Raw genomic sequence first — 22,958 nt, 5'->3', positions numbered from 1 at the left:
CCTGGCGGGCTGTCGCCAGCCGCCAGGGAATGAAGTTTTACTGGTTATCCAATTGCGGACGCACGGCTTTCAGCCCGGCCATATTGATTTGATAAGGCTTTCCGCTTTTTGAATGGATAAGGCGTTTGTTTTTGAGTTTAGTGAAGACCGGCAACGTGCAGTCGGCAAGCACATAGCCCTCGCGGGTGTAGCATTCAACGAATGTCACCTTACCTGAGGTATTACGTGTAAATATGATGCGGCCGCCTTTGGCGAGGACGTGCAACGTCCGTTGTTCCGGCTTGGAAATGTTCATGTTGGAACCTGTAGCAGTAATCAAATATGCGACACGGCAAGCATGCATTCATGCTCGCCACGAAAATGCGCGTATCGATAACCGAAACTCCTGAGGAAACAGGGGTTGGGTTATCGGATTACTGCTATCTCCAACATATACACCTCTTGAAAGGCTGATAAGCAATTCCATCCCGCTGTTTTTTTTAGCTGGGATGAAATAAAAAATTCTGATTGAAAACAGACGCTTTGCGTCAGGCGGGAGAAGTTAGCCTATTTTTCCTGCAGGCGTCAAGCCGCCGGAGGCGCTTTCCAGCGGCGACTGGGGTGAGAAAAAAGGGCTGCGTTATAACTTGAAGCGCGACACCAGTCCATTCAGCCCTTCGTTGGCGCTGGACAGTTGATTCATGGACGCCTCGGAATCCTGCGCCAGCTTGGTCAACTCGCTGATGATCATTGAGATTTCCGACATGTTCTCGCTGATCTTATCGCTGACCTGGCTCTGCTCCTCCGCGGCGGTGGCGATATGGGTGTTGAGGTCGTTGATCTCATCAAAAGAACTGAGCACTTTGTCCAGGCCCTGAGTGAGTTCTTCGTTGTCCTTCACCACCACTTCACTGCTGTCTTTCATGCCGGACATGGCGTTCACCACGACGGACACGCCGCTTTCCAGACGATTCAACATGCCGTCGATTTCTTCCGTGCTGTTCTGGGTGCGGGCGGCCAGTGCGCGCACCTCGTCCGCCACCACGGCGAAGCCCCGGCCCTGGTCCCCTGCTCTGGCGGCTTCGATGGCCGCGTTAAGGGCCAGCAGGTTGGTCTGCTCGGCGATGCCGCGAATCACATTGATGACATTGCTGATCAACTGCGCTTCCTGACGCATGGTGTTGACGTTCTCCACCGCCTCCGACACCCGGCGACTGAGATCCACCACGCTCACCCGCGCCCGCGACACCGTCTCTTTGGACTTCTGCGCAGAGCGGCTGGCTTCTTCTGTGAACGTTGAGGTTTCCGTGGCGTTCTTGGCGACGGATTCCGCAGTGGCGGCCATCTCTGTGACGGCGGTGACCACCTGCTCAGTTTCTCCCGCATGCTTGTTCATCATGCGATAGTTTTCTCTGCTCTGCTTCTCCACCTCCGACACAATGCCGGAGATCTGTTTACTGGAAACCGACAACTCACCGATCATGGCCGCCAGATACTTGATGAACTTATTCACCGACTCCGCGACATTGCCCACTTCGTCGTGGCTGCTGATTTGAATGCGCTTGGTCAGATCCGCCTCGCCAGTGCTGAGAATATCGATATTGGCGCGCAGCACGCCCAGGCGTTTGCTCAATTGCGTGAAGGCCAGGAAGCCGAAGAAAACGATCGCCAACGCAATGGGAATCTGGATCGCCGCCAGGGTGGACATCACCGAGTCCGTCGCCGCGCTCAGCAAAGACGTTTTAATACTGACCGCCAGCAACCAGGGCGTGCCGGGGACATCGCGGACGAAAAAGGAATAATCCTCGCCGTCTTTGGCGTTCTCATACTCGCTGGAATAGGTTTCTTGATTGGACGCGGAGCCCAGATAATCTTTAACCTCCGCCAGAAAAGGAGACTGTGACGCCAGCTCGCTGACGTTCTTCAGAATCGCATCGCCCTGCAGTCCGCTGCTGTTGTTGAGAATCTTGCCGTCGCGTTCAAAGATCAGCAGCTGGCCGTTCAGCTCCTTTTCCTTCTCCGCCGCTAGGCCATTAAAGAACCCCAGGGTCACATCGATAGTGGAAACGCCATAAGCTTCGCCGTTCACGCGAATGCCCATGGAGCAATTCGTGCGCGCCTCCGGGCTGGCGGAATCCCGATAGGCCGGCGCCCAGGCGCACTGCCCGGCAGGGGCGTTCAAACCGTCTTTATACCAGCTCTGCTCGTAATAATTCTGCGACTCCGCGGAATTCCAGTAGGTGTTGGTGACCAGCTTGCCGCTGCCGTCGCGATGAATAAAGGTGCTGTTCTTGACGACATTGCTGTCCCGCTTGCGCGGCAGAGGCCAGACGCCGCCGCCGAACACCTGCTTCTTGCCGTATTGATCGATCATTGCGCCCAGTTGCTTGTCGATCTGATCGCTCTCCAGCAAAGGCACAGTCTGGGTGATCACTCGCTGTTGCGCCTGCACCTCGGCCAGCTCCGACAGAATCTCGTGCACCAGCGCATGCAGCACGCTGTTGATGTTTCTCTGTTCTCCCTGAACCAGGGTGGGCGCTACCCACTGCTGTATTCCTAACGCCGTAAATACGCCGACGATGGCCAGAAACACGATTAAAAACAAGGTGTATCTGTAACGTATGGACATGACGTCTCCCCGAATATGCGCCTCGGTTACTGGATATTTTGGGTCGATTCAGGATGCGAAAGCCGCATCGCGACTAACTATAAGATATAGCACTAAATTCCAGATTTTCCCCTTTACGTCGCCGGTTGCGGCCGTGAATGCCAAGGCTGATCGGGGATAAACGCGAAGGCGCGGCCGCCAGATTCAGAACGCCGCTGTCATCAAAGGTTATTCTCAGTCTGTTATGTCTGCAGGGATTCGCAACCTGCGCCAACGGCTTGCGACTCGGGCCATCAGGGCGTTGCCGTATTGGCTTCGCTAGCTATATTTATCAAGCCACCATGTAGTTTTATCAAGCCAGCATGCAGTTTTATCAAGCCGTCATGTATTTCTATCATTCCGTCACGATTTTTTGAGAGGGGTCATTGTGAGCAAACCCATTGGTCGTCCCAGTTTACGCACTCTGGAAACCCCGGATGGCGGCCGCCACGCCTCATGGCTGGAGCTGTTTTACGATTTGGTGATCGTGGTGTCCATCGCCCAGATCGCCCATGTATATATTCATCACCCTTCCATCGCCGCCGCGCTGGCCGCCGCCGGATTGTTCTGCGTGATCTTCCTGGGCTGGCAGGGCTTCAGCTTTTACGCGGACCGCTTCGACAACAACGACCCCGCCTTTCGCATCGCCGCCTTCGGGCAAATGCTGGCGATGCTGGTGCTGGCGGCGCAGGCGCCTCATGTGGCGGAAGGTCACCACAGCCTTTTCGCCCTGGCGTTCGCTGCGCTCAGGAGCATTCTGGTGATGCTGTATGCGTTGGTGTGGCGTTTCGTCCCCGTCGCCAAACCCCTCGCGGCCCGCTATGGCGGCGTATACGCGTTCAGCGTGTGTCTCTGGATCATTTCCGCCTTCGTTCCCCTGCCCGTCGCTCTGGGGCTCTGGGCGGCGGCCGTGCTGCTCGACCTCGCCCAGCCCTGGCTCACCACGCATTTACACGAACATATTCCCACCGACCCGGAGCATGTGCCGGAGCGTCTAGGGCTGTTCACCATTATTGTGCTGGGCGAGCTTATCGTCTCTGTGACATTGGGAGCGTTGGAAGTCGAGTGGAGCGGCTCACTGGTGATGACCCTGGTGTGCTGCTTCATCGCCGCCGTGTCATTATGGTGGCTCTATTTCGAACAAATCGACGGGAAACATCTGCCGCGCAAAGCCCTGCCTATCGTCGCCTATGCCTACGCCCACCTGCCCATTCTAGGAGCACTGACTTTTGTCGCCGCCGGCGTGGGAGTCATGGTGGGAGAACAGGGAGAGCATGGCGTCACAGGCGGTCTGTGGGCGTATTGCGGCGGCCTCGCGGTATTTCTCGCCGCGATCTCCATTGCGCAAGCGCAATTACAAGGCGCAGCCAATCGTCCGGTGCGCGTCGCCCGCAGTCTGCTCGCCGTCGCCTTGGTGTCGCTGCCGTTACTGCACCCAAGCCGGGAGTTGGCGGCGTTGTCCACCGCCCTGGGACTGATGGCGCTGGTGGTCTTCGAAGGCGTCATTTGCAGCCGTCTCAATGCGCGCCAGCTGCAAACACAACAAAAAGAGGCCGACTGACGCCGGCCCCCACATGATTGAGATACGCGTTGGCGCTCTCTTAATCCACCTTTAATCCATCACGATCAGGGACATGTCATCCATGCGCACCCGTTCGCCACTGGTGTAGCCCATCAACTGGCCGATCACGCGAATGCGATACCAGCCGGTTTGCGAGGCGTAGAAGGTTCCATGGGTTTCGTTGCTGCTCCAGGTGCCCAGAATGTTATTACCGTGGCCTGTGCAGAATGCATTGTCGCTGTTGGATGGCGCAATGATGGAGACGGTTCCGTTGGGATAAGTCACCTCCAGATTGATATCGAACCAGGTGAAATTGTCAGCAGACTGCACGGCGCATTCCGCGTTGAAGAACACCGCCCGGGTATCCACGTTGCTGGCGTAGACATAGGCGATAGTGCCGCCGCTGGACGTGATCGGCAGCGCGTGCGCCGCGCCGTCTGAATAGATTACCGGATTGAGGTAATAAACGCTGGATTCCACATCCGCGAAGCTGAAAGCGGAGGCTGCGCCTAGCAGCGCGCCAGCGGTCAAGGAGATGAGTCTTTGTTTGGTTTTCATAGTAATGCCCTCTTGTTTGCTCGTATTGAGGCGCGCACCGCCCGCTCGTCGTCTAAACCGCGACTGCGACGACGAGGGAATGTGTGCTCTGTGAATTCCGGATAAATGCGCTGGAAATTTGAGGTCAGTTAACGGTTAAGGCGTCTGCGCCTGTTGCTCGTTGTCGGTCAAAGCCGCCACGCTGCGGGTTGAATTAAGGGAGGCGAGGATGGCTGTCGCCTGCTCTTTGACGAAAGGATCGCTGTCGCTTTGCATCGCCAGGGCCAGATCCCGCCTGAGGGAGACGTCAATCTCTTCCTGCACCATCAGCTGGTTGAAGGCGATGGCGCGCACCAGTGGCGATGGGTCCTGCCGCGCCAGCCGGCTCAGTTGCTCAAACGGCGCCGCTTCGCCCCGCTCCGCATAGGCGCTCAGCGCCATCGCGCGGGTATCCGCATCGCTGGATTGCAGGCCCTGATCAAATAGCTCACTCACCTGTTCAGACGTTGCGCTCAACAGGCTGGTCCGATACTGAGTCACCGGATTGTCATCCACTGCCTCTGTTGGCGCGGACGCATAAAGACTGGCGTTGAGGAACAAAAGAGACTCCGTCAGCTCAATCTGCTCTTTCGGATACAGACTGATCGCCGCCAAAGACTCACCGTGGTAAAGATCCGCATGGTTATAGGTCTGGGAGAGGCGCTTCATGGCGTCGGGAATGGAGGCGTTGACCACCAACAAGGACAGCTTGCTATCCCGCAGACGGTCATCCAGATAAAAACGCACCCCGGTCAGCGCCTCCAACTTGTTAGTCAGTAACGACAAGGGATAAGCGTTCACATTGACTGACACCAATCCGTTGGCGGCGACGTCGATAGTCCCATCCGCAGGCGTGGTTGCGCTCTCTTGCGTCGGGATCTCTTCCGGGACATAGACGGGCGTGTCGCGCTCAGAAGCAGTCGCTTTGACAGACGCCACGGAGGCGACTTCAACGCCCCGTTTAACAGGCTCCGCGCGCCCCCCCAATAAATTAATGGCGGCGACGCTGATCGCCGCGCCTAAAACGATGGCGATAGAAAAATGAATGGTTTTCATAGCTGCCTCCTGCATTTATGATCCATGGGCTCCGCGATGAACTGACGGCGCAGCCTGCTGGAAACCTTGCTGCAACGACGCTGATTTGAGTCGTTGCCTGTCATCAGGATGGGTTCAGTTTACGAAGGGGTGGATCAGGGGGCAGTTAACTTTTTGGACGCAAAAATGTGACATTGTCACGAAAGCGCAGAAACAATATTCATAAAACGAATTAGCACATAATTTTTAATTATTTTATTGCATATAAGAAGACACCTAGAATTGTCCGATCTTTATCACGGGCCATGGGAGGCTTTTATGAAATTCAATCGCTTACGTCGCACTCTTGTACTTGGCGGCTTGGGTCTGGCCCTTGCCTCCGCGTTAGTCACCCCTAGCTTCGCCGCAGAAGACCTGCTGCAAAGCATCCAAAAACGGGGCTCCATCCAGGTTGGCCTGGAAGGCACTTACCCTCCGTTTAACTATCAGGATGAAAATGGCCAGCTCACCGGCTTCGAAGTGGAGTTCGCCAAAGCGCTGGCGGATCAGCTGGGCGTGAAGGCGGAGTATCAGACCACCAAGTGGGACGGCCTGCTCGCGGCGCTGGAATCCGAGCGTCTGGACGTGGTGATCAATCAGGTGACCATTTCCGATGCGCGCAAACAGAAATATGACTTCTCCGCGCCTTACACGGTGTCCGGCATTCAGGCGCTGACCCGCAAGGATCTGGAAAGCGAAATTAACGGCCCTTCCGATCTGGCGGGCATGAAAGTGGGCGTGGGTCTGGGCACCAACTATGAAACCTGGTTGCGTGAAAACGCGCCGCAAGCGGAAGTGAAAACCTACGACGACGATCCCACCAAATACCAGGATCTGCGTTTCGGCCGCATCGACGCCATTCTGATCGACCGCTTCGCCGCGTTCGAACTGCTGAATAAAACCGGCGACGCGCTCACCCTGGCTGGCTCGCCTTTCTCCCGTCAGGAAGCTGGCGTCACCCTGCGTAAAGGCAACCCGGAACTGCTGGCGGCTATTGATAAGGCCATCGCCAAAATGCGCGAAGACGGCACGCTGCAAAAACTGTCGGAGAAATGGTTCAAGGCTGACGTAACGCAATGATCGAAAGCAGCCTCAAGCTGATTGCGGACTCCGCCCCATTCCTGCTGAAAGGCGCCGGATACACCGTCGGGCTCAGTCTCGGCGGTATGTTTTTCGGCCTGATACTGGGCTTCACGCTGGCGATGATGCGGCTGTCCAGTTTCCGCGCCCTGGACTGGACCGCCCGGGTCTATATCTCCTTCTTTCGCGGCACGCCGTTGCTGGTGCAACTGTTCATGATTTACTACGGGCTGCCGCAGTTGGGCGTCCGTCTGGAGCCGTTAACCGCCGCGCTGATCGGTTTCTCTCTCAATATGGCCGCCTATGCCGCGGAAATCCTGCGCGCCGCCATCGCCTCCATCGACCGGGGACAATGGGAAGCCGCCGCCAGTATTGGCATGACCCGCACGCAAACGCTGTACCGCACCATTTTGCCGCAAGCCGCGCGCACCGCCCTGCCCCCGCTGGGCAACAGCTTCATCTCGCTGGTGAAAGACACCGCCCTGGCGGCGACCATTCAGGTGCCAGAGCTGTTCCGTCAGGCGCAATTGATCACCGCCCGCACCTTCGAAATTTTCACCATGTATTTGGCCGCGGCGCTGATTTACTGGGTGCTCGCCAGCCTTCTCGCGCATTTACAGAATCGCCTGGAAGCCCGGGTCAACCTGCATGAAAAGGACGCCTGATTGATATGATCACCCTGCGCAATCTGACCAAGCAATTCAAAGGACAAGCCGTACTGAAAGGCATTGACCTGGAGATTCAGCCCGGTGAAGTGGTCGCTATCATCGGTCCCAGCGGCTCAGGTAAAACCACGCTGCTGCGCTGTATGAACCTGCTGGAGGAGCCCAGTGGCGGCCATATCCGCGTCGGGGATTTCGACATTGACGCCGACCGTCCTCTGGGACCGCAGCAAGGCCTGATCCGTAAGCTGCGGCAGCATGTCGGCTTCGTCTTCCAGAACTTCAATCTGTTCCCTCATCGCACGGCGCTGGAGAACGTGATGGAAGGCCCGGTGGTGGTGAAGAAGGAACCCCGCGAGCAGGCCGACGCCAAAGGCCGCAGTCTGTTGGCCCGCGTCGGTCTGACCGGGAAAGAGGATTCCTATCCTAAACGCCTTTCCGGCGGACAGCAGCAACGAGTCGCCATCGCCCGCGCACTGGCCATGGAGCCGGATGTGATTCTGTTCGACGAGCCCACTTCGGCCCTCGATCCCGAACTGGTGGGCGAAGTGTTGGCGACGATTCGCAGTCTCGCGGAAGAAAAGCGCACCATGGTGATCGTCACTCACGAGATGAGTTTCGCCCGGGATGTGGCCAATCGCGCCATATTCATTGACGGCGGCGTGATCGTTGAGCAAGGCGACGCCAAGTCCCTGTTCAGCAATCCCAAGGAACCGCGCACCCGCCAGTTCCTGAACAAATTCCTCGGCGACAACGCCGCTCAGCCCCTGCCGGAAGACGCGTGAGCGTGCTTCCGGTGCGGTTGCTCCTGCAATAGCCAGCGAAATAACGCGAACTGCGACGGCAGGTAAAACAGATACTCCGGGTGCCACTGCACGCCGATAATCTTGCGTCCGCTGATGCATTCCACCGCCTGCACGATAAAGTCCAGATCGCGCCCCACCACTTTCAGGCCCGCACCGGGCACTTTGATCGCCTGATGATGCAAACTGTTGACCCGCAGTTTTCTGGCGCCGCAGATGGCGGATACCCGTGAGTCCTTTTCCAGCTGCACCTGTTTGGTGGGCAACAGTCCTGGCCGGTTGTAGGTGAGCTTGCGCATATGACGAATGTCCTGATGCAGCGCCCCGCCCAGCACGCAGTTGATCAATTGCGCTCCGCGACAAATGCCTAATAGGGGAATGTTGTGCTCCAGGGCTTTGTGAATCCAGGCGATTTCCAGAGCGTCCCGGTCTGGATCTATTTTGACCTTCTCATTGATATCGCCGTTGTAGTGTTCCGGGCTGATATCGTCGCCGCCGCCAATAATCAGGGCGTCCAGGGGAATGCCGCTGGGCGCATGGCGCACGCTGATGCGCTCCGGATGCGCCCCCGCCATGCGCAGCGCCAACTGCGCGCACCACCACGACGGCGACCACTTGCGGCCGCTGCCGGTTACGCCAACCCGGAGTCTTGTATCCATTGTTCCATGGTCTCTATCCAGTCATGGCGACTAACGCCCAACAGCGGACGCCACGCATCCAGATAAGCAGCGCTAAGTCGCTCAATATCATCAGGACGACACGCCAGCTCCTCTACTACCCACCAACTGTTCCAGGGAACCGCCAGGCTCCAGTCAGGACGGTCGATCAGTGAGTTCGGCAGGCGATAGTGAAAGGTCGGACGCGCCTGAATGCGCCCGTCGTCCACGGCGCGCCGCACCCGCTCGCCGTCGATTTCCGTCAGTAGGGGCAGCATATCCAACGCGCGGTTACGGGTAGGATTATAGGCGAGATAGTCAATAAACAGCCGATCCAGGTTCGGCGCCGGGTCCGACAAGAGTTGTCGCACATAGGATTCGGGGTAAAGATCGATGTAAGGGCTGATGCGCCGGGTCACGTCCACTTGCAGACGCTCCACCAGCCACCACTGCAACAGACTGAACGCTTTCAGATAGGCGGCGATGGCGGCGGAATCCAGAGAGGGAATTTCCGGGTTGATGTGCACGCCATAGGCGGCGATGGGAGAATCTTCCGTGCCCTGGGCGCCGGCGTCCCTCAGGGCGACGACCATAGGATCCAGCGCAGTGAGGCTGGTGATCGGCAACGGCGGGCACACGACTTCCATCGGAACCAGCAGCTTCGCCGCCTGCCCCAGCAACTGCACCCACTCGTCTTCCTCTTCTCCCTGCTGGCGGGCGGCCTGGCGTTTGAAGTAGTCCCAATCCACCTCCACGCTGAAACGGCCCAACGACTCCACATGCAGCTTTTTCTCCGCCGCCGAACCGGAGATCACCTGCGCGCCCAAAGCGCTCTGCAGCGCCGCCACGGTCTGATCCAGGGTCAGTCCGGTGAACTCCAGCTCAAACCCGACCAGCCGCACCTCACCGTCGCCCCGGCGGACGATGGATGGGGTTTTGAAGCTGTTATCGCCGGCATTCATGCAGTGACCTCCGATATTGCGCCCTGGCGCTGCGGATTCATGATTGGATTGTAGCATCCGACGCCGTCCGCTGGCTGCGGCATCCGCCTCACGCGCCTTCATTGATTGGTTTGATACATACGCAAGGCGGCGTCCGATGTCTCCAAAGGCCAGAAAACGCGCTGTCTCGGGTGAAAGATTACGAAGAATTCAGGCGCGCATAATTCTGCTGAAGCGCCCAGATCAAAGTGATAATCTTTCTCGTATAACAATGACGCCCACGTTGGCGGCGCCGTCAGCGTCCGAAGCGAGCACAACGCCAGGCCGCCCCGATTCCGCCGGCGCGCACGATGCGCTTGTATTAACGTTTCAGGCTAAGGACTCAGGACATGTCTTCACGAACGCTGAACGGGGCGCTGACAGCGACCCTGATTAGTATTTGCATCGCAGGAACGACGCTCGCCGCCGGCAGGCCGCCCACCTCTGTGGTCGCCGCGTCCACGCAATCCGCCCCCTACTACGACAAAATCGAAGCCCTTGGCACCATCAGCGCCAACGAGTCAGTGAACATCACCCCCAAAATCACCGAAAAAGTCATCAGCGTCCATTTCGACGATGGCGTCAGCGTGAAGCGCGGCGATGTACTGATCAAACTGGATGACGAGGAAGAACAGGCTAATCTGCGTTCGACCCTGGCGGTGCAGGCGGAGCGTGAAAGCGCTTATCGTCGCGCCCAGGAACTGTATAACCGACGCGTCGGCAGCGAGGCGGATCTGGACGCCGCCCGGGCGCGGGTGGATCAGAGCAAGGCGGAAATTGAAGCCATTCGCACCCGCATTTCCGCCCATCAGATCACCGCGCCTTTTAATGGCGTGCTGGGGCTGCGCAATATCAGCGTCGGCGCCCTGGTGGAGCCCAGTGACGTTTTGACCACCCTGGATGACCTCAGCGTCGTCAAAGTGGACTTCGCCATTCCGTCCGTTTTCCTCGCCAACCTGAAACCCGGCCTGAAAGTGGAAGCGGAAACCAGCGCCTATCCCAAACAGATTTTCAGTGGCGAACTCAAGAGTATTTCCCCCCGGGTCGACCCCGTGACCCGCACCGTGCAGGCGCGCGCGCTGTTCGACAACCCTGGCCGTATGCTATTGCCCGGCATGCTGCTGCAACTGGATCTGCAATCCCGTCCGCGCACCACTTTGGTGATTCCGGAAAGCGCCATCGCCACCGTGGGAACCGCCCATTACGTCTTCGTCGTTGTCGAAGGAGAACCGGCGAAAGCACAGCGCAGACAGGTGGAGATCGGCTCCCGCAAAGCCGGCAAAGTGGAGATTCTGAAAGGATTAGAGGAAGGCGACTTGGTTATCAGTCATGGTCTGGTGAAAATCTCCGATGGCTCCGCAGTAAAAGTCATCGCCGTGGATGACGGCGCCCTCAATGTCGCCAAGCTGTTGCAAGGCGAGCAGCAGGCGGAACAAACGGAATGATGCTCTCAGACCTCTCCGTCAAACGACCGGTGTTCGCCTCCGTCATCGGTTTGCTGCTGATCGCTTTCGGCTATCTCTGCTTTGAACGGTTGCCGTTAAGGGAATATCCCGCCATTGATCCGCCCGTGGTCAGCGTCACCACGGACTATCCCGGCGCTGCCGCCAATGTGGTGGAAACCCGCATCACCGAGGTGATCGAGGAGCGCATTTCCGGGGTGCAAGGCATCGTGTCAATCTCCTCTCAGTCCAGTAATGGTCGCTCCCGCATTACCATTGAGTTCGACATCGGCCGCGATATCGACGCCGCCACCAACGACGTTCGCGACCGCGTATCCCGCATCGCCGACAACCTGCCGGCGGAAGCGGAGCCGCCGGATATCGCCAAAGAGGACAGCAGCGACGACGTCATCCTGTGGCTGAACCTGTCCGCATCCAACATGACCGTGCCGGAGCTGACCGACTACGCCAATCGCTATTTGGTGGATCGCCTGTCGGTGCTGGACGGCGTCGCCCGCGTACGGGTAGGCGGCGGCAAGGTTTACGCCATGCGCATCTGGCTGGATCGCAGCGCCATGGCGGCGCGGCGCATTACGGTGACGGATATCGAAGGCGCACTGCGGGCGGAAAACGTGGAGTTGCCGGCGGGAAGCATCGAATCCAGGGACACCCAGTTCACCGTGCGCACCGAGCGCAACTTTCATACCCCGGAAGACTTTCGCAAGCTGGTGATCGGCGCGGGACAGGACGGCTATCTCATCCGCCTTGGCGATGTCGCCAAAGTGGAGCTGGGCTCTGTGGAGGAACGGGGAATATTTCGCGGCAATGGCGAAACCATGGTCGGCGTGGGGGTCACCAAACAGTCCACCGCCAACGTGCTGGACGTAGCCCGCGCGGTGCAGGCCCAGGCCAAGCGCATCAATCCCACCTTGCCGGAAGGCATGACCCTGCAAGCCAGCTACGACTCCTCCGTTTTTGTGGAGGGGGCCATCAACGAAGTGGTGAAAACCCTGTTTATCGCCATCGGGCTGGTTATTCTGGTGATATGGGCTTTCCTGCGGGATTTACGCGCCACCCTGGTGCCGGCCGTAACCGTTCCGATCTCCCTGATCGCCACCTTCTGCGCCCTGTACGCCTTCGACTTCACCATCAACATGTTCACCCTGTTGGCGCTGGTGCTGGCCATTGGAATGGTGGTGGACGACGCCATTGTCGTGCTGGAGAACATTTACCGTCGCATGCATGAACACAACGAGACGCGACTGGTGGCGTCCTTTCGCGGCAGTCGTCAGATCGGCTTCGCCGTTATCGCCACCACCCTGGTGTTGATCGCCGTGTTCGTGCCGATCGCCTTTCTGCAGGGCGACATCGGCCGTCTGTTCTCCGAGTTCGCCCTCACACTGGCCGCCGCGGTGGCGTTTTCCAGCGTCATCGCCCTCACTCTGTCCCCCGCCCTGGCGTCAAAGATTTTGCCCAATGACGACAAAGCCCAGGACCTGAGCGAAGGCGGCCATTTCTTCCATGGCGTGCAGCGTGTCTATGGCGCCATGCTGGCGGCCTGTCTCAAGGTGCGCTGGCTGTTTGTAGTGCTGATGCTGGCGATTTGCGCGGGCTCCGTCTGGCTCTACAAGGATTTGCCGGAAGAGTATGCGCCCAAAGAAGATCGCGGGGCGTTCTTTATTCTGGTGAACGGCCCTGAAGGCGCCACTTACGACTACATGCTCGACTACATGAATGAGATCGAACGGCGTTTGATGAAGTTTGTGGACTCGGGCGAGGCGCAACGGGTGCTGGTGCGCGCCCCGCGTGGGTTCGGCAATATCGAAAACTTTAACTCCGGTTTCGCCCTGGTGGCGTTGAGCCCCTGGGGAGAGCGCCGCTCCGCCTGGAACATCATGGATGACGTACGTAAATCCTTAGCGGACCTGCCGGGCGTGCGCGCCTTCCCGGTCATGCGACAGGGATTTGGCGGCGGCATCTCCAAGCCGGTGCAATTTGTCATCGGCGGCGGCACTTATGAGGAGCTGGCGGAATGGCGCGACATTCTGTCCAAGGAAATCGATGCGTCCAATCCTGGCCTCGCCGGCGTGGACTTCGATTACAAGGAAACCCGCCCTTACCTGTCCGTGCAGATCAACTATGATCGCGCCGCCGACCTGGGAGTAAAAGTACAGGATATCGGGCGCACGCTGGAATCGATCCTGGGTGGACGCACGGTCACCACCTATCTGGACAACGGCCAGGAATACGATGTGATCGTCGAAGGCGAACGCGACGCGCAACGCACCCCCGCCAGCATCCAGAACATCTACGTGCGGTCGCAGCGCAGCGGCGAGCTGATCCCTCTTTCCAGCGTGGTGACCCTGCGCGAATTCGCCGACTCCAGCAATCTCAATCGTTTCAATCGCCTGCGTGCGATCACTCTGGAAGCCAACCTGGAGGATTCCCTCACCCTGGGAAAAGCGCTGAGCTATCTGGAAAATCTGGTGGAAACCCATCTTCCCGCTCACGCCCAGATCGATTACAAAGGCCAGTCCGCCGATTTCCGGGAGGCTGGAACCGCGCTGGCGACCACCTTGGTATTGGGCATTCTGATTGTGTTTCTGGTGTTGGCCGCGCAATTCGAAAGCTACGTGCACCCGTTCGTGATCATGCTGACAGTGCCATTAGCGGTGGCCGGCGGCATGCTGGGCCTCTATGTCACCGGCAATTCGCTTAACCTGTACACGCAAATTGGGTTGATCATGCTGGTAGGACTCGCGGCGAAAAACGGCATACTGATTGTTGAGTTCACCAACCAATTGCGGGATCAGGGGCTCACCTTCGACAATGCCCTGGTGGAAGCATCCATGGCCCGTCTCAGACCAATTCTGATGACCGCGGTCACCACCATCGCCGGCGCAGTCCCCTTGATGTTGTCCGACGGCCCCGGCTCAGAAACCCGCTCAGTCATCGGCATCGTCATCCTCTGGGGCGTCTCCGCCGCCACCCTGTTTACGGTATTCATCGTGCCCGTAGCGTACAGCCTGCTGGCCCGCAAAACCCGCTCGCCCAAAGCCGTGGAAAAACAGTTAGAAGAAGAACTCAAACTGCATGAAGACCACGCCATAGAGCATCTGGCGGATTAGATTCACTCCTATCAACCCGTCGGGAGGGAAGCCTGCCGGTGGGTTACATCCCTAGCGCACTCTTATCATCAATGAGACGGCGCATTTGGAGTTTGCTTTGGGTGGACAGCTGGAGTAATTCTTCGCCCCTCATACAACGCGCTATCCCGCAAAAACTCCCTGGCTAACTGCGCCGCTGCGACTTGGTTATCCCTCACCCTGGCGATTTCCTGCTCATTCAATCTAACGCTGATATCCTGAACAAAAGGCCCGCCAGTCAGAAAAGTCAGATACCAAACCTCACCTTCTTGCATCAGCAAATAGGAATACGCCTCTCTGAAAATAACCTTCAACAAGCCACCTCAAAAGAAAAAGTAAGTCTCTGGCAATTGCCCGACGCCTTGATTTTTGATAATTGATTATTACCGTAATTAAAAAAATCTATCTATTACTACTTTCGTCATCATAATAAGAAAGCTTCCTGCTGACGACACGCACCCAGTCATCAACGTCTATTTGATCATCGGTTTCAACAGAAAGAAGCTGAGTAAACATCTGAGTTGAAGTTACTATTGCCCAGATAGAAAAAAGACAGGCCTCATAATCGTCTTGTGTTAAATGTGGAAATTCAGACAGTATCATCCCTCTAATATTTTCGTTAGCCCAGATACTGTCTAATAAATCAGCAACAAAGACATTTCCATTTATCGTAGCTATGCCTTGACGTATAACCTCTCCCTCTTTCTCTGTGCTTGCCCAATGCAGCTTACTCACAAGATTAAGTGATTCATCAGAGGTAGAACCATGAAGAAGCATCCCCGCCCTTATACGATCAGTGGCCCTAGGCAGTTCCTCATTAGGCGTCAACCTAGTCGACAGCTCCTTAATAATGCAATTAAGAACTTGCTTTCCACTGCCTTTTCTCATAGTCATGCCTTATGCTTTTATTTGAAATTACGCCAATTTCAGTTTGGGAAAAATCAGTCTGACAACCCATGAAAAAATCACAGATAAAAGAGCATACTTAAAAAGCATCAAACTTAAAACAGCACCTATTTTCACTCTCAATATAAAACCTGACGCATAAGACGAGCCAATTTGGTCTTTGGTCGAAACAGCAGTACAGGCCATTTTGCGATTATCTTATCCTACCTATCGATGGTAGAACCGATTTAGTTCTTTGGAGTTTGTTTTGGATAGATGGACGGCATAATTCTTCGCCCTTGATACAAGGTGCTATCCTGCAAAAACTCCCTTGCTAGTTGCCCTGCTGCGACTTGATTATCTCTTACCCTCGCTATTTCCTGCTCATTTAGCTTCACGCTGGTATCATATATCCCGACTCCTCCTGAAAGAAAAGTCAGATACCAATTTTCTTCGTCTTGCATCAGCATATAAAAATATGCTTCTTGGAAAATAAGTTTCAACATCCCTCGTTAACCTCCCTCATACAGGCAAAGACCACATCGCTTCCAAGCTTTTCGATATAGCTCGCATGAATCTCCAGGTCTGGCTTCACTGCGTCATATAGGCCAGCGTGATGCAGTAAAGCCAAATAACGCCGTAAAAGTTGCGCCGCCGGGCTGCCATGACTCGAAAAGAGGTTAACCTCCGCCATCCGTCCCCGGTTCTTTTCCGCAGAATAAGAAGACAGATTCGCCAGTAGATGAGAAAGCTCCTCACCCGTCACGTCAAGCCCAGTCATATAGGCCAAAAACGCCTGTTCGAATATCTCACCATTCTCTTCGGACTCACCCACAAAACGACAGACTTGACCACTGATATTAGCCCCATGCACATGTCCAAAATAATCCGGACTACGCACGAAATACCGACCTTTACCACGGAAAAAGTCATCTATTTCATTGCGATTGAGGGCGTACTCAAACGTGTTGGGGTTGCTGGTCAAGATTTATCTCTCATGGCTTCTACACTCAGTTTCATTTATGAGCGCACTAACCTCCTTTTTTAATTTTTTCAAAAAGAGTGTCTTTTCTGTTTTATCGGTTTCCAACAAAACCATTTCTTTAATCGCAGATCTGGCTTTAGAGTATAGGTGTTTTGCCTCAAGAGGCTGCATATAGCTCTGTAATACTCTTTCCTCTTCTTCAGCTATATCAACTTCTACGCTTGTAGGACGTAGAGTTAAACGACCTTCTTGCACAGCCATTTGATATCCAAAAAAAGTAATAGTCGCGCGCCCTATCTTAGTGTAGAGAACTCCGCCATGCTCCTGAAATACATTCAGTTGTTCCATATCGCTTACCCCCTTTAAAAGATAGAGTAGTGGCCAAATTCTTTTTCTGATTATGAGCAAGCTGATCAGTCTATTTTATGTCCAAAAAATATTCTTCCACGACGTGAAAACTTATTGATGTCAAAATTATTCTCAAACTCTTTCAGTATAGACATAATAGCAACCTTGTTTGGCATTAACTCGTCATTAATCATATTAGAACTAGAGACACCTATCATAGCTTCGAAAAGCTCTACATAAGTTATAAACAAGCCATTACAAAAGAAAGCGCCATCATCCTCATTGGGAACAAAGTCGATCTCAGCCTCTAACTGCTTCGATATAAACTCCACATTCACTTCCTGCCCTTGGAGCACAAATGAGTCTTCTCCGTATAATTTTTTAAGTTCGGACACTTTATCCCTGGCCATCTTTTCATAGCTGGGCGCAGTTATATCGTTGTAGTCATCAGAGAAAATGCATTCATTATTCTCTAATATATCTGAAATTCTATCCTTAATAATCTGGAGCTCATCACCGGACGCCTTACGTTTGAATTCCAAATAGTCCTCAATAAATTCAAGCCCTCCGGAGTTTCTCAACGCATCATATGCCTCAACTCTTAAATCATAGTTTAGCTCAATCACCATCTTAGACAGCTCTCTTAATGCGCTTATAGGTGCACAAAAACCGAGCAACCTAATCGCATATTCGTGAAGATCAAACAAATCAGGCGTTTTCAAGATATCCAAAACCAAATCGACGTGCTTAAAACGTCCCTCTTTAGCTTCTTCAAATACAAAAATAAGCCGAAGCCAGGGGTCACAGTTCACTTCGCTAAGCGCCATTTTAGTGGCTTCAGGTATCGGATATTGATAAGTAGTCCCTTGCTCTAAAGTGAGCCAGCCAGTCCCTATAAATTCAGGCATTTTCATATATGTTTCCAGTAATTTAATCAGGATGCCGCTTCAAAAAATCAATTACTAAATCTGCCTTATTTCAGCTCAACCGTACAAGGATGTACAGCTTTTAACTGCTCACCAAATTCTGATCAGAAAAGAGTAAAATTATTGCAGGATTTATGGACTACTTTAGATACTTACCTTACTGATTAGCGCCGAGCATCACGTAAAAATTAAAAAACCACTCCCATTCAACGACTGATTTCGCCACACATCTTAAAGCTCTGCACTCCTTCATCCTAGCCTAATAACCTAGAGACAGAAAGATACAATACAACTATCAACTTAAACCGCTGTAAAAACCTAAAATAACACTTCCACTTAGTACTACGGTAACAAAAATTCAGGTCTCTGATTTTTCAGGAAAAGTCTGTCAAAACTCAATACAGCTAAAGCAGGAATTCATAAACACCTTATATACAGGTCATGAAGCCAGCAAGCATTCGTAGGAGTATGGCTAAAAAATCATTAATCTCTAAGTTACTGAGGACTGCGCCTTCAGCTATTCAGAAGCAGCGTTATCTCAATTTATATTTGCCCCAATAATCTTCGCATATTTCTGTCCCGCCTTATCAGCTCCATAACCACCAAAATACAGCATTAGTCCTCCTTGCTCAGTAATCTCTGCGAAATATTTTATATTCTCACCTTCTCCAACAATCCTAATCTGATCACACAATTCATCTATTGGAGGGCCAAACTCCCTCAGCATTCTGCTTATTTCTTTATACGTTTCATTTTTATTGTAACACTTCAGACACTCCTCAACAGATTTAACCGAGGATGATATGCGCACACTTTCCGCACAACTTAATATCTCATATTTTACATAGGCTTTCTGACACACTAGCTTTTTGAAGCTATCAGCATAGAACTGACCAATATCACCACAACTACTATAATGAACAAGACCATTAGATACGTTCAGTGCAAGATCGATTCCTGCATGTCCTGCACCGACTATCACCCAACCACCTTCAGGAAAGTCCTCTGGAAATTCTTCAAATTCCTCATACGTAAGGAGGATATTCGTAATGTCTGTTAAAAAAGGAATATATTCCAATATGCCACCATTCCAGCGGCCGCACTTTAACAAGTACTGTATGTATTCTAAAGGAAGCGGGTATGAGACAATGGCCTCAAGCTTCTCTATGTCCTCCTTCGAAGCTCCTTCGGTTAATATAGGAGCAACCCCAGAATAAAGAGAAACAAGGCGATCAATCCAATCATACTCCATTCCAAATCACCATTCACAATATTTTATACAAGCCTAAAAATCATTAATGGGACTTTTTCACTTTCTAATATCTACGTCTGACTCCACTTTTTATTCCATTTATCGCCTGCTCCTCAAGCCACTCGTAAAATTCCATCAGTGATCCACACGCTTCATTCACCAGAAATATTTCAGAGTCGAACTGATAAACTTTTGAATCAATCTCATCTTCGCACACAATGAAATAGAACACTGTCGCATAGCGACCCAAAATGAAAAAAGGCTTACCAGGAAATAGATCTTCATCTATAGTTCCACCTTCCTCTCTTATCTCATCAAAATATTCCTTTATATAGAAATTCATTTCCTTTACGGAATTCGAATTATATTCATACTCATTGCCATCAATAAGCAAGTCAGATTTTTCACCTAACGCGCCAACAAACAATTTGTAAAACAGTGGAATATTCACACCAAAAAGCTTTTCAATTTCTTCGACTTGCTCTTGTGACCACCCTTTTATCCGAGATTTTAATACGACTCCTTCTTTCTCCAATTCACTCAAGTAATTTTGAAAAATATCCGTTAAGTCTTTCATGCCATATTTCCTAATTAGTCTCTTGAGGGACCCGTGACAACATTTATATTTATACCAGGTCTTTCTTCAGCGAACTTTTTAATCATTAAGGAGCAAGAAGCACAACTCGGCCTATCGATGACCAGCTTCTAACAGGGTGTCTATCATTGGTGGGTAAGATCAGAAGATTGCAGGTCCAGACCAATTAAGAAAGATGGCTTTAAAAATCCTTCGGAGCATGAAAAGAACGCCATCATTGATTCAAAGTTTATTTAGGCATCCAGAACTTAAATATATTATGGCTTAGTGATCGGATACTTATTTACGGGTTAGTAAATTATGCGTTTCACTCCCTTAAACTCCTTAACACCTTTTCCAGACAGATCAGCTACGCCTATATCTAACTTTCTAGCTCCAAATCAAATGCAACATTTTGACACTTCTTCAAGAAGTGCGACAATTCTGGGTCTGACTCTTCAAATTCTCTAACAGCGAAGTGCCCAAGAATTATTTTATCTAGTTTGCTTTTGTCTTTTTCCATTCCATCAATTATCGTAAGCAAATAATTAAGCTGCCTAGCTATACTATGATAAATTTCAAAATCTGGTATTTGCTTAAGCCTTTCTTCATTTATTGCTATAGCTTTGCATAGTGTTTCTTTTTTATTCATCCAACCACCGCTTTATAGCTCCCTTTATTAGCCCTAGCGGAGATTGGCTTTGTTCGCCTACTGCCAGGGCTCAGCGCATACTGCATAATGGTCTAATCACTGCCAATTCAGTAATTATCTGTCACAAGCCTTTTATCTACATATCTGATCCTGTTCTGCGGCCCATGGCCTGCATATTCGGTATAGGTTAAAAATACCGCCTTACAAATCATGCAAACATTTATATATGACTCATGGTAAGGATAAAAGTGAATGGCTACTGGAGCATCCTTGCTCCAATAATTAGTACCATCTACATGATATTCGCTATAGCCATTCATTTTTATTGACTCTTCTGCGCCTTCAAACTCTGCCACGGCCCTAATACTTTCACTAATGTCTGGAGTAATATTTTCCCAAGACTTTAGATTTTGGCTTCTGCAGCATTCACAGAAGCCAAAATCAACTTCCTCTTCTGTAAGCTTGCGAAGTGAACTAACATTCATTTTGAGCAACTTATTCTTCCCACTAGTGGCATGGATAGAGTTCACAATTCATCCAAATGCAGCAGCCCTCGTTCCTGGGCGATGTAGGAATATGAGGATTAATCCACACGCTCCTACAGCATCAATCAGACTCCCGAGAGGTAGTCTTTGAGAATACTCTCTACAGCAATGGAGTTATCTCTTTCGATTAGCCCCAGGTATAGCTTAATAAGATGGTCACTATCATCTTGGTGCTTTAACTTCTGGAAGTATTTTTTTATTGAAACTGCGATATCAGACTCAGCATGCTCATCAAACTCCACCCCACTCAATAAGCCTTGACGCCTCAACCTAGTCACCTCCGCTAGGTTCGCCAATAGATGCCCAAGATCTTCATAAGCAGGGCTTAGTGAGTCTACAAACTTCTTAAAGTAATAGCTAAATTCATCCGCTTTCCCTGACCCAGAGTCAATAAATTTATTGACATCTCCAGAGAGACGCACTCCATAACAATGCTGTCCATCCATAGGATTGTGTGAGTAATACATCCCTTCACCCTTGAAGAAGCTATTAGTCTCACTATTGTTAACTGACTTTTGAAATAAGTTTTCTGACATTATTGCAGCCTTTTAGCGTTCTTGAAGCTCTTGGACAGTTCATCAACACTATTTTTATGGGAAATATTTTCTGACCCAACCAGAGCAGCTTCAGTTGCACCACCTTTGGTTTTCCCGCCAGGAACCCATTCATTAGGGTAAGCGCCGGCTTCATTACCATCTGGTATATCGTAGGAAAACCTGGGGTCATCTGGCGATACTGTTACATATAAAATCTTTTCACCACTTAAGTCCACATCACCTAGGGCAAGATCATCCCGCAGGATTCTCCAATCTTTTCCTGAAGCCTCGTACTTCTCTATGATTTGATCCATTTCTGATCGTAGACCCACAAACTTCCGTGGCGGTAAGTTTTGGTACAATGGGCTTCTTATCCATCCTTCCACAGCAATAAATGCAGAGCCTTCCTGTTTAAACTTCGCTATATGCGCATCAATGTATGATTGAGGCAAATACGTAGAAGGAGCCGGTCTATTAGGCTTTGACATAGCCTCGACTTCCTTCATCTTCTGATAGCTTTTTGCCGCCTCAGTACTGTTCGCAAAGTGCCCTTTAGTGTCTTTCTGGAACTGATTCCAGCTGTTTTCCTTACAAGTTAACCCAAACGGATCCACCCATCCTGTGGGGTTCGGCGCATATTGATAGTTGTTGCCTCCCCCCAATAGTCCAACGGGGTCCTGGTTGATAAACCGTGCGGCGCTGGGGTCGTAATAACGGTGCCGGTTGTAATGCAGGCCGGTTTCTTCGTCGTAGTATTGGCCCTGGAAGCGCAGTGGGTTCTGTACTTCTTCGATGTCTTGCAGCGCCAGGTTTCCGTAGGCTTTGTAGCGGGCGGACCAGACGACTTCGCCTTCCGCATTGGTCATTTCCTGCGGTGTGCCCAGGTGGTCCAGGTGGTAGTGGTAGACCTGTTTGTCCTGGATGAACGCCAGCGGACGGAAGCTGTTGGGTTCGTAGACGTAGACTTTGTTGAGGTGGTTGCGCTGTTCCGAGAGCAGCACGTCGCCGTTCCAGAGGAACTCGGTCTTACCGAAGGCGTCCTGTTTGGCGATGCGGCGCCCCAGGGCGTCGTATTGGTATTCGGTCTTTTGCCCGTCTTTTTCGATGGCGATCAGCTGATTCTGCTTGTTGTACTGGTAACGGGTCTCCAGCTTGCCGCCTTTGCCGCGTTTTTCGAGTATCAGGTTGCCGGCGGCGTCGTATTCGAAGTGGCGGTCGCCATGGAAGTTCAGGCGGTTGCCCTTGGCCTGATTCTGGCCGTCGAGAATATTGCCCGCCGGGTCGAAGGCGAATTCTTCGTTGCAATAGCCTTCGACCGTTTTCAGGCGATCGAGGGCGTCGTAACGGTAATGAGTGGTTCCTTTTTTCAGGTCGTCGATGAGCGCCAGATTGCCGCTGGCGTCATAGCCGTAGCTGCGCTCGATGATGCGCGCTTTGCTCTGACGATGGCTGACCCGATGACGAATCAGGCGTCCCATGACGTCGTAGTCGTAGCGGGATTCCGCCGCGCCCTGGCGGCGACGTAATTCGCGCCCGTCCTGGTCCCGTTCGATGCTGGCCAATACGTCGCCGTTGTGGCTGACCTGGGTGAACAGACCATGGCGGTCATAGCCGAAGCTGAGGACGCCGCCGTCAGGCAATAGTGACTT

The 22,958-nt window shown here is 52.6% G+C and carries 24 protein-coding genes; 6 read left to right on the top strand and 18 right to left on the bottom strand.

The genetic code is table 11. The features are described 5' to 3' along the window. Positions 1 to 37: 37 nt before the first annotated feature. Together ONV78_RS21980 and ONV78_RS21975 are read right to left on the bottom strand one after the other, a co-directional pair. Entirely contained in the window at positions 38 to 295 is a 258-nt protein-coding gene (locus ONV78_RS21980) for a YjhX family toxin (RefSeq protein WP_127970261.1), read from the bottom strand. Between the two features lie 324 nt (positions 296 to 619). Further along, positions 620 to 2,608, bottom strand: a complete 1,989-nt coding sequence (locus ONV78_RS21975; protein WP_216740274.1) for a methyl-accepting chemotaxis protein — start codon at positions 2,606 to 2,608, stop codon at positions 620 to 622. Between the two features lie 406 nt (positions 2,609 to 3,014). Between ONV78_RS21975 and ONV78_RS21970 the strand changes: the two genes are divergently transcribed. Further along, complete coding sequence (locus ONV78_RS21970) at positions 3,015 to 4,187, top strand: low temperature requirement protein A (RefSeq protein WP_279506408.1); 1,173 nt, start codon at positions 3,015 to 3,017, stop codon at positions 4,185 to 4,187. Positions 4,188 to 4,238: 51 nt separating this feature from the next. Here ONV78_RS21970 and ONV78_RS21965 read toward each other — a convergent pair whose 3' ends face one another. Together ONV78_RS21965 and ONV78_RS21960 are read right to left on the bottom strand one after the other, a co-directional pair. After that, entirely contained in the window at positions 4,239 to 4,745 is a 507-nt protein-coding gene (locus tag ONV78_RS21965; RefSeq protein ID WP_279506405.1) for a hypothetical protein, read from the bottom strand. Positions 4,746 to 4,880: 135 nt separating this feature from the next. Next, complete coding sequence (locus tag ONV78_RS21960; RefSeq protein WP_279506404.1) at positions 4,881 to 5,819, bottom strand: hypothetical protein; 939 nt, start codon at positions 5,817 to 5,819, stop codon at positions 4,881 to 4,883. Positions 5,820 to 6,116: 297 nt separating this feature from the next. Between ONV78_RS21960 and tcyJ the strand changes: the two genes are divergently transcribed. The 3 genes from tcyJ to tcyN are packed head-to-tail and all read left to right on the top strand — an operon-like array spanning position 6,117 to position 8,364. After that, positions 6,117 to 6,917, top strand: a complete 801-nt coding sequence (tcyJ, locus tag ONV78_RS21955; RefSeq protein WP_216740277.1) for a cystine ABC transporter substrate-binding protein — start codon at positions 6,117 to 6,119, stop codon at positions 6,915 to 6,917. Beyond that, positions 6,914 to 7,582 (top strand): cystine ABC transporter permease, encoded by a 669-nt coding sequence (gene tcyL, locus ONV78_RS21950; RefSeq protein WP_216740278.1) that lies wholly within the window; start codon positions 6,914 to 6,916, stop codon positions 7,580 to 7,582. Before tcyJ ends, tcyL begins: the two co-directional genes overlap by 4 nt. 5 nt (positions 7,583 to 7,587) lie before the next feature. After that, positions 7,588 to 8,364 carry an L-cystine ABC transporter ATP-binding protein TcyN gene (tcyN, locus tag ONV78_RS21945; protein ID WP_279506401.1) on the top strand — a complete coding sequence of 259 codons (777 nt, stop codon included), beginning with the start codon at positions 7,588 to 7,590 and terminating at the stop codon, positions 8,362 to 8,364. Here the strand turns inward: tcyN and ONV78_RS21940 are convergent. Then, positions 8,340 to 9,041: a gamma-glutamyl-gamma-aminobutyrate hydrolase family protein gene (locus ONV78_RS21940; protein ID WP_279506400.1), complete on the bottom strand. Its 702-nt coding sequence runs from the start codon at positions 9,039 to 9,041 to the stop codon at positions 8,340 to 8,342. The genes tcyN and ONV78_RS21940 overlap by 25 nt on opposite strands. Next, positions 9,014 to 10,057 carry an amidoligase family protein gene (locus ONV78_RS21935; RefSeq protein ID WP_279506398.1) on the bottom strand — a complete coding sequence of 348 codons (1,044 nt, stop codon included), beginning with the start codon at positions 10,055 to 10,057 and terminating at the stop codon, positions 9,014 to 9,016. The genes ONV78_RS21940 and ONV78_RS21935 overlap by 28 nt, the downstream gene beginning before the upstream one ends. Positions 10,058 to 10,368: 311 nt before the next feature. On the opposite strand from ONV78_RS21935, the gene ONV78_RS21930 reads away from it, so the two are divergent. Together ONV78_RS21930 and ONV78_RS21925 are read left to right on the top strand one after the other, a co-directional pair. Continuing rightward, complete coding sequence (locus ONV78_RS21930) at positions 10,369 to 11,463, top strand: efflux RND transporter periplasmic adaptor subunit (protein ID WP_279506396.1); 1,095 nt, start codon at positions 10,369 to 10,371, stop codon at positions 11,461 to 11,463. Beyond that, on the top strand, positions 11,460 to 14,588 hold the full coding sequence (locus ONV78_RS21925) for an efflux RND transporter permease subunit (RefSeq protein ID WP_279506394.1): 3,129 nt from the start codon (positions 11,460 to 11,462) through the stop codon (positions 14,586 to 14,588). Before ONV78_RS21930 ends, ONV78_RS21925 begins: the two co-directional genes overlap by 4 nt. A 68-nt stretch (positions 14,589 to 14,656) precedes the next feature. Here the strand turns inward: ONV78_RS21925 and ONV78_RS21920 are convergent, their stop codons facing one another. The 12 genes from ONV78_RS21920 to ONV78_RS21865 form a co-directional block, all read right to left on the bottom strand. Next, positions 14,657 to 14,920, bottom strand: a complete 264-nt coding sequence (locus ONV78_RS21920; RefSeq protein WP_279506392.1) for a hypothetical protein — start codon at positions 14,918 to 14,920, stop codon at positions 14,657 to 14,659. Positions 14,921 to 15,008: 88 nt separating this feature from the next. Next, complete coding sequence (locus ONV78_RS21915; protein WP_279506391.1) at positions 15,009 to 15,494, bottom strand: hypothetical protein; 486 nt, start codon at positions 15,492 to 15,494, stop codon at positions 15,009 to 15,011. A gap of 245 nt (positions 15,495 to 15,739) precedes the next feature. Continuing rightward, entirely contained in the window at positions 15,740 to 15,997 is a 258-nt protein-coding gene (locus tag ONV78_RS21910; protein ID WP_279506389.1) for a hypothetical protein, read from the bottom strand. After that, positions 15,991 to 16,476 (bottom strand): hypothetical protein, encoded by a 486-nt coding sequence (locus ONV78_RS21905; RefSeq protein WP_279506388.1) that lies wholly within the window; start codon positions 16,474 to 16,476, stop codon positions 15,991 to 15,993. The genes ONV78_RS21910 and ONV78_RS21905 overlap by 7 nt, the downstream gene beginning before the upstream one ends. Positions 16,477 to 16,479: 3 nt before the next feature. After that, a complete protein-coding gene (locus tag ONV78_RS21900; protein WP_279506386.1) occupies positions 16,480 to 16,824 on the bottom strand; it encodes a hypothetical protein in 345 nt (114 codons plus the stop codon). A gap of 65 nt (positions 16,825 to 16,889) precedes the next feature. Continuing rightward, the gene (locus tag ONV78_RS21895; RefSeq protein WP_279506385.1) at positions 16,890 to 17,738 is read right to left on the bottom strand and encodes a hypothetical protein; all 849 of its coding nucleotides are present in this window, start codon (positions 17,736 to 17,738) and stop codon (positions 16,890 to 16,892) included. A 550-nt stretch (positions 17,739 to 18,288) separates the two neighbouring features. Next, on the bottom strand, positions 18,289 to 19,002 hold the full coding sequence (locus ONV78_RS21890) for an SMI1/KNR4 family protein (RefSeq protein ID WP_279506383.1): 714 nt from the start codon (positions 19,000 to 19,002) through the stop codon (positions 18,289 to 18,291). A 64-nt stretch (positions 19,003 to 19,066) separates the two neighbouring features. Next, positions 19,067 to 19,579, bottom strand: coding sequence for a hypothetical protein (locus ONV78_RS21885; protein WP_279506382.1), 513 nt, complete (start codon positions 19,577 to 19,579; stop codon positions 19,067 to 19,069). A 379-nt stretch (positions 19,580 to 19,958) separates the two neighbouring features. Then, positions 19,959 to 20,228 (bottom strand): immunity protein Tsi6 family protein, encoded by a 270-nt coding sequence (locus tag ONV78_RS21880; RefSeq protein WP_279506380.1) that lies wholly within the window; start codon positions 20,226 to 20,228, stop codon positions 19,959 to 19,961. A 107-nt stretch (positions 20,229 to 20,335) separates the two neighbouring features. Next, positions 20,336 to 20,758 carry a hypothetical protein gene (locus ONV78_RS21875; protein ID WP_279506378.1) on the bottom strand — a complete coding sequence of 141 codons (423 nt, stop codon included), beginning with the start codon at positions 20,756 to 20,758 and terminating at the stop codon, positions 20,336 to 20,338. 80 nt (positions 20,759 to 20,838) lie between these two features. Then, positions 20,839 to 21,309, bottom strand: coding sequence for a hypothetical protein (locus ONV78_RS21870; protein WP_279506376.1), 471 nt, complete (start codon positions 21,307 to 21,309; stop codon positions 20,839 to 20,841). Beyond that, positions 21,309 to 22,958, bottom strand: a 1,650-nt coding sequence (locus tag ONV78_RS21865) for an RHS repeat-associated core domain-containing protein (protein WP_279506375.1), incomplete at its 5' end; no start/stop codon positions are given. The genes ONV78_RS21870 and ONV78_RS21865, both read right to left, overlap by 1 nt.

This window comes from Hahella sp. CR1, assembly GCF_029813005.1.
Classification (GTDB): Bacteria; Pseudomonadota; Gammaproteobacteria; order Pseudomonadales; family Oleiphilaceae; genus Hahella.
This window is presented reverse-complemented; position numbering and strand designations above follow the sequence as displayed.

Excerpts from the sequence above, each read along its gene's own strand:
- ONV78_RS21980 (WP_127970261.1), bottom strand. The coding sequence starts at position 295 with ATGAACATTTCCAAGCCGGAACAACGGACGTTGCACGTCCTCGCCAAA.
- ONV78_RS21975 (WP_216740274.1), bottom strand. The coding sequence starts at position 2,608 with ATGTCCATACGTTACAGATACACCTTGTTTTTAATCGTGTTTCTGGCC.
- ONV78_RS21965 (WP_279506405.1), bottom strand. The coding sequence starts at position 4,745 with ATGAAAACCAAACAAAGACTCATCTCCTTGACCGCTGGCGCGCTGCTA.
- ONV78_RS21960 (WP_279506404.1), bottom strand. The coding sequence starts at position 5,819 with ATGAAAACCATTCATTTTTCTATCGCCATCGTTTTAGGCGCGGCGATC.
- tcyJ (WP_216740277.1), top strand. The coding sequence starts at position 6,117 with ATGAAATTCAATCGCTTACGTCGCACTCTTGTACTTGGCGGCTTGGGT.
- tcyL (WP_216740278.1), top strand. The coding sequence starts at position 6,914 with ATGATCGAAAGCAGCCTCAAGCTGATTGCGGACTCCGCCCCATTCCTG.
- tcyN (WP_279506401.1), top strand. The coding sequence starts at position 7,588 with ATGATCACCCTGCGCAATCTGACCAAGCAATTCAAAGGACAAGCCGTA.
- ONV78_RS21940 (WP_279506400.1), bottom strand. The coding sequence starts at position 9,041 with ATGGATACAAGACTCCGGGTTGGCGTAACCGGCAGCGGCCGCAAGTGG.
- ONV78_RS21935 (WP_279506398.1), bottom strand. The coding sequence starts at position 10,057 with ATGCTACAATCCAATCATGAATCCGCAGCGCCAGGGCGCAATATCGGA.
- ONV78_RS21930 (WP_279506396.1), top strand. The coding sequence starts at position 10,369 with ATGTCTTCACGAACGCTGAACGGGGCGCTGACAGCGACCCTGATTAGT.
- ONV78_RS21925 (WP_279506394.1), top strand. The coding sequence starts at position 11,460 with ATGATGCTCTCAGACCTCTCCGTCAAACGACCGGTGTTCGCCTCCGTC.
- ONV78_RS21915 (WP_279506391.1), bottom strand. The coding sequence starts at position 15,494 with ATGAGAAAAGGCAGTGGAAAGCAAGTTCTTAATTGCATTATTAAGGAG.
- ONV78_RS21910 (WP_279506389.1), bottom strand. The coding sequence starts at position 15,997 with ATGTTGAAACTTATTTTCCAAGAAGCATATTTTTATATGCTGATGCAA.
- ONV78_RS21900 (WP_279506386.1), bottom strand. The coding sequence starts at position 16,824 with ATGGAACAACTGAATGTATTTCAGGAGCATGGCGGAGTTCTCTACACT.
- ONV78_RS21895 (WP_279506385.1), bottom strand. The coding sequence starts at position 17,738 with ATGAAAATGCCTGAATTTATAGGGACTGGCTGGCTCACTTTAGAGCAA.
- ONV78_RS21890 (WP_279506383.1), bottom strand. The coding sequence starts at position 19,002 with ATGGAGTATGATTGGATTGATCGCCTTGTTTCTCTTTATTCTGGGGTT.
- ONV78_RS21885 (WP_279506382.1), bottom strand. The coding sequence starts at position 19,579 with ATGAAAGACTTAACGGATATTTTTCAAAATTACTTGAGTGAATTGGAG.
- ONV78_RS21880 (WP_279506380.1), bottom strand. The coding sequence starts at position 20,228 with ATGAATAAAAAAGAAACACTATGCAAAGCTATAGCAATAAATGAAGAA.
- ONV78_RS21870 (WP_279506376.1), bottom strand. The coding sequence starts at position 21,309 with ATGTCAGAAAACTTATTTCAAAAGTCAGTTAACAATAGTGAGACTAAT.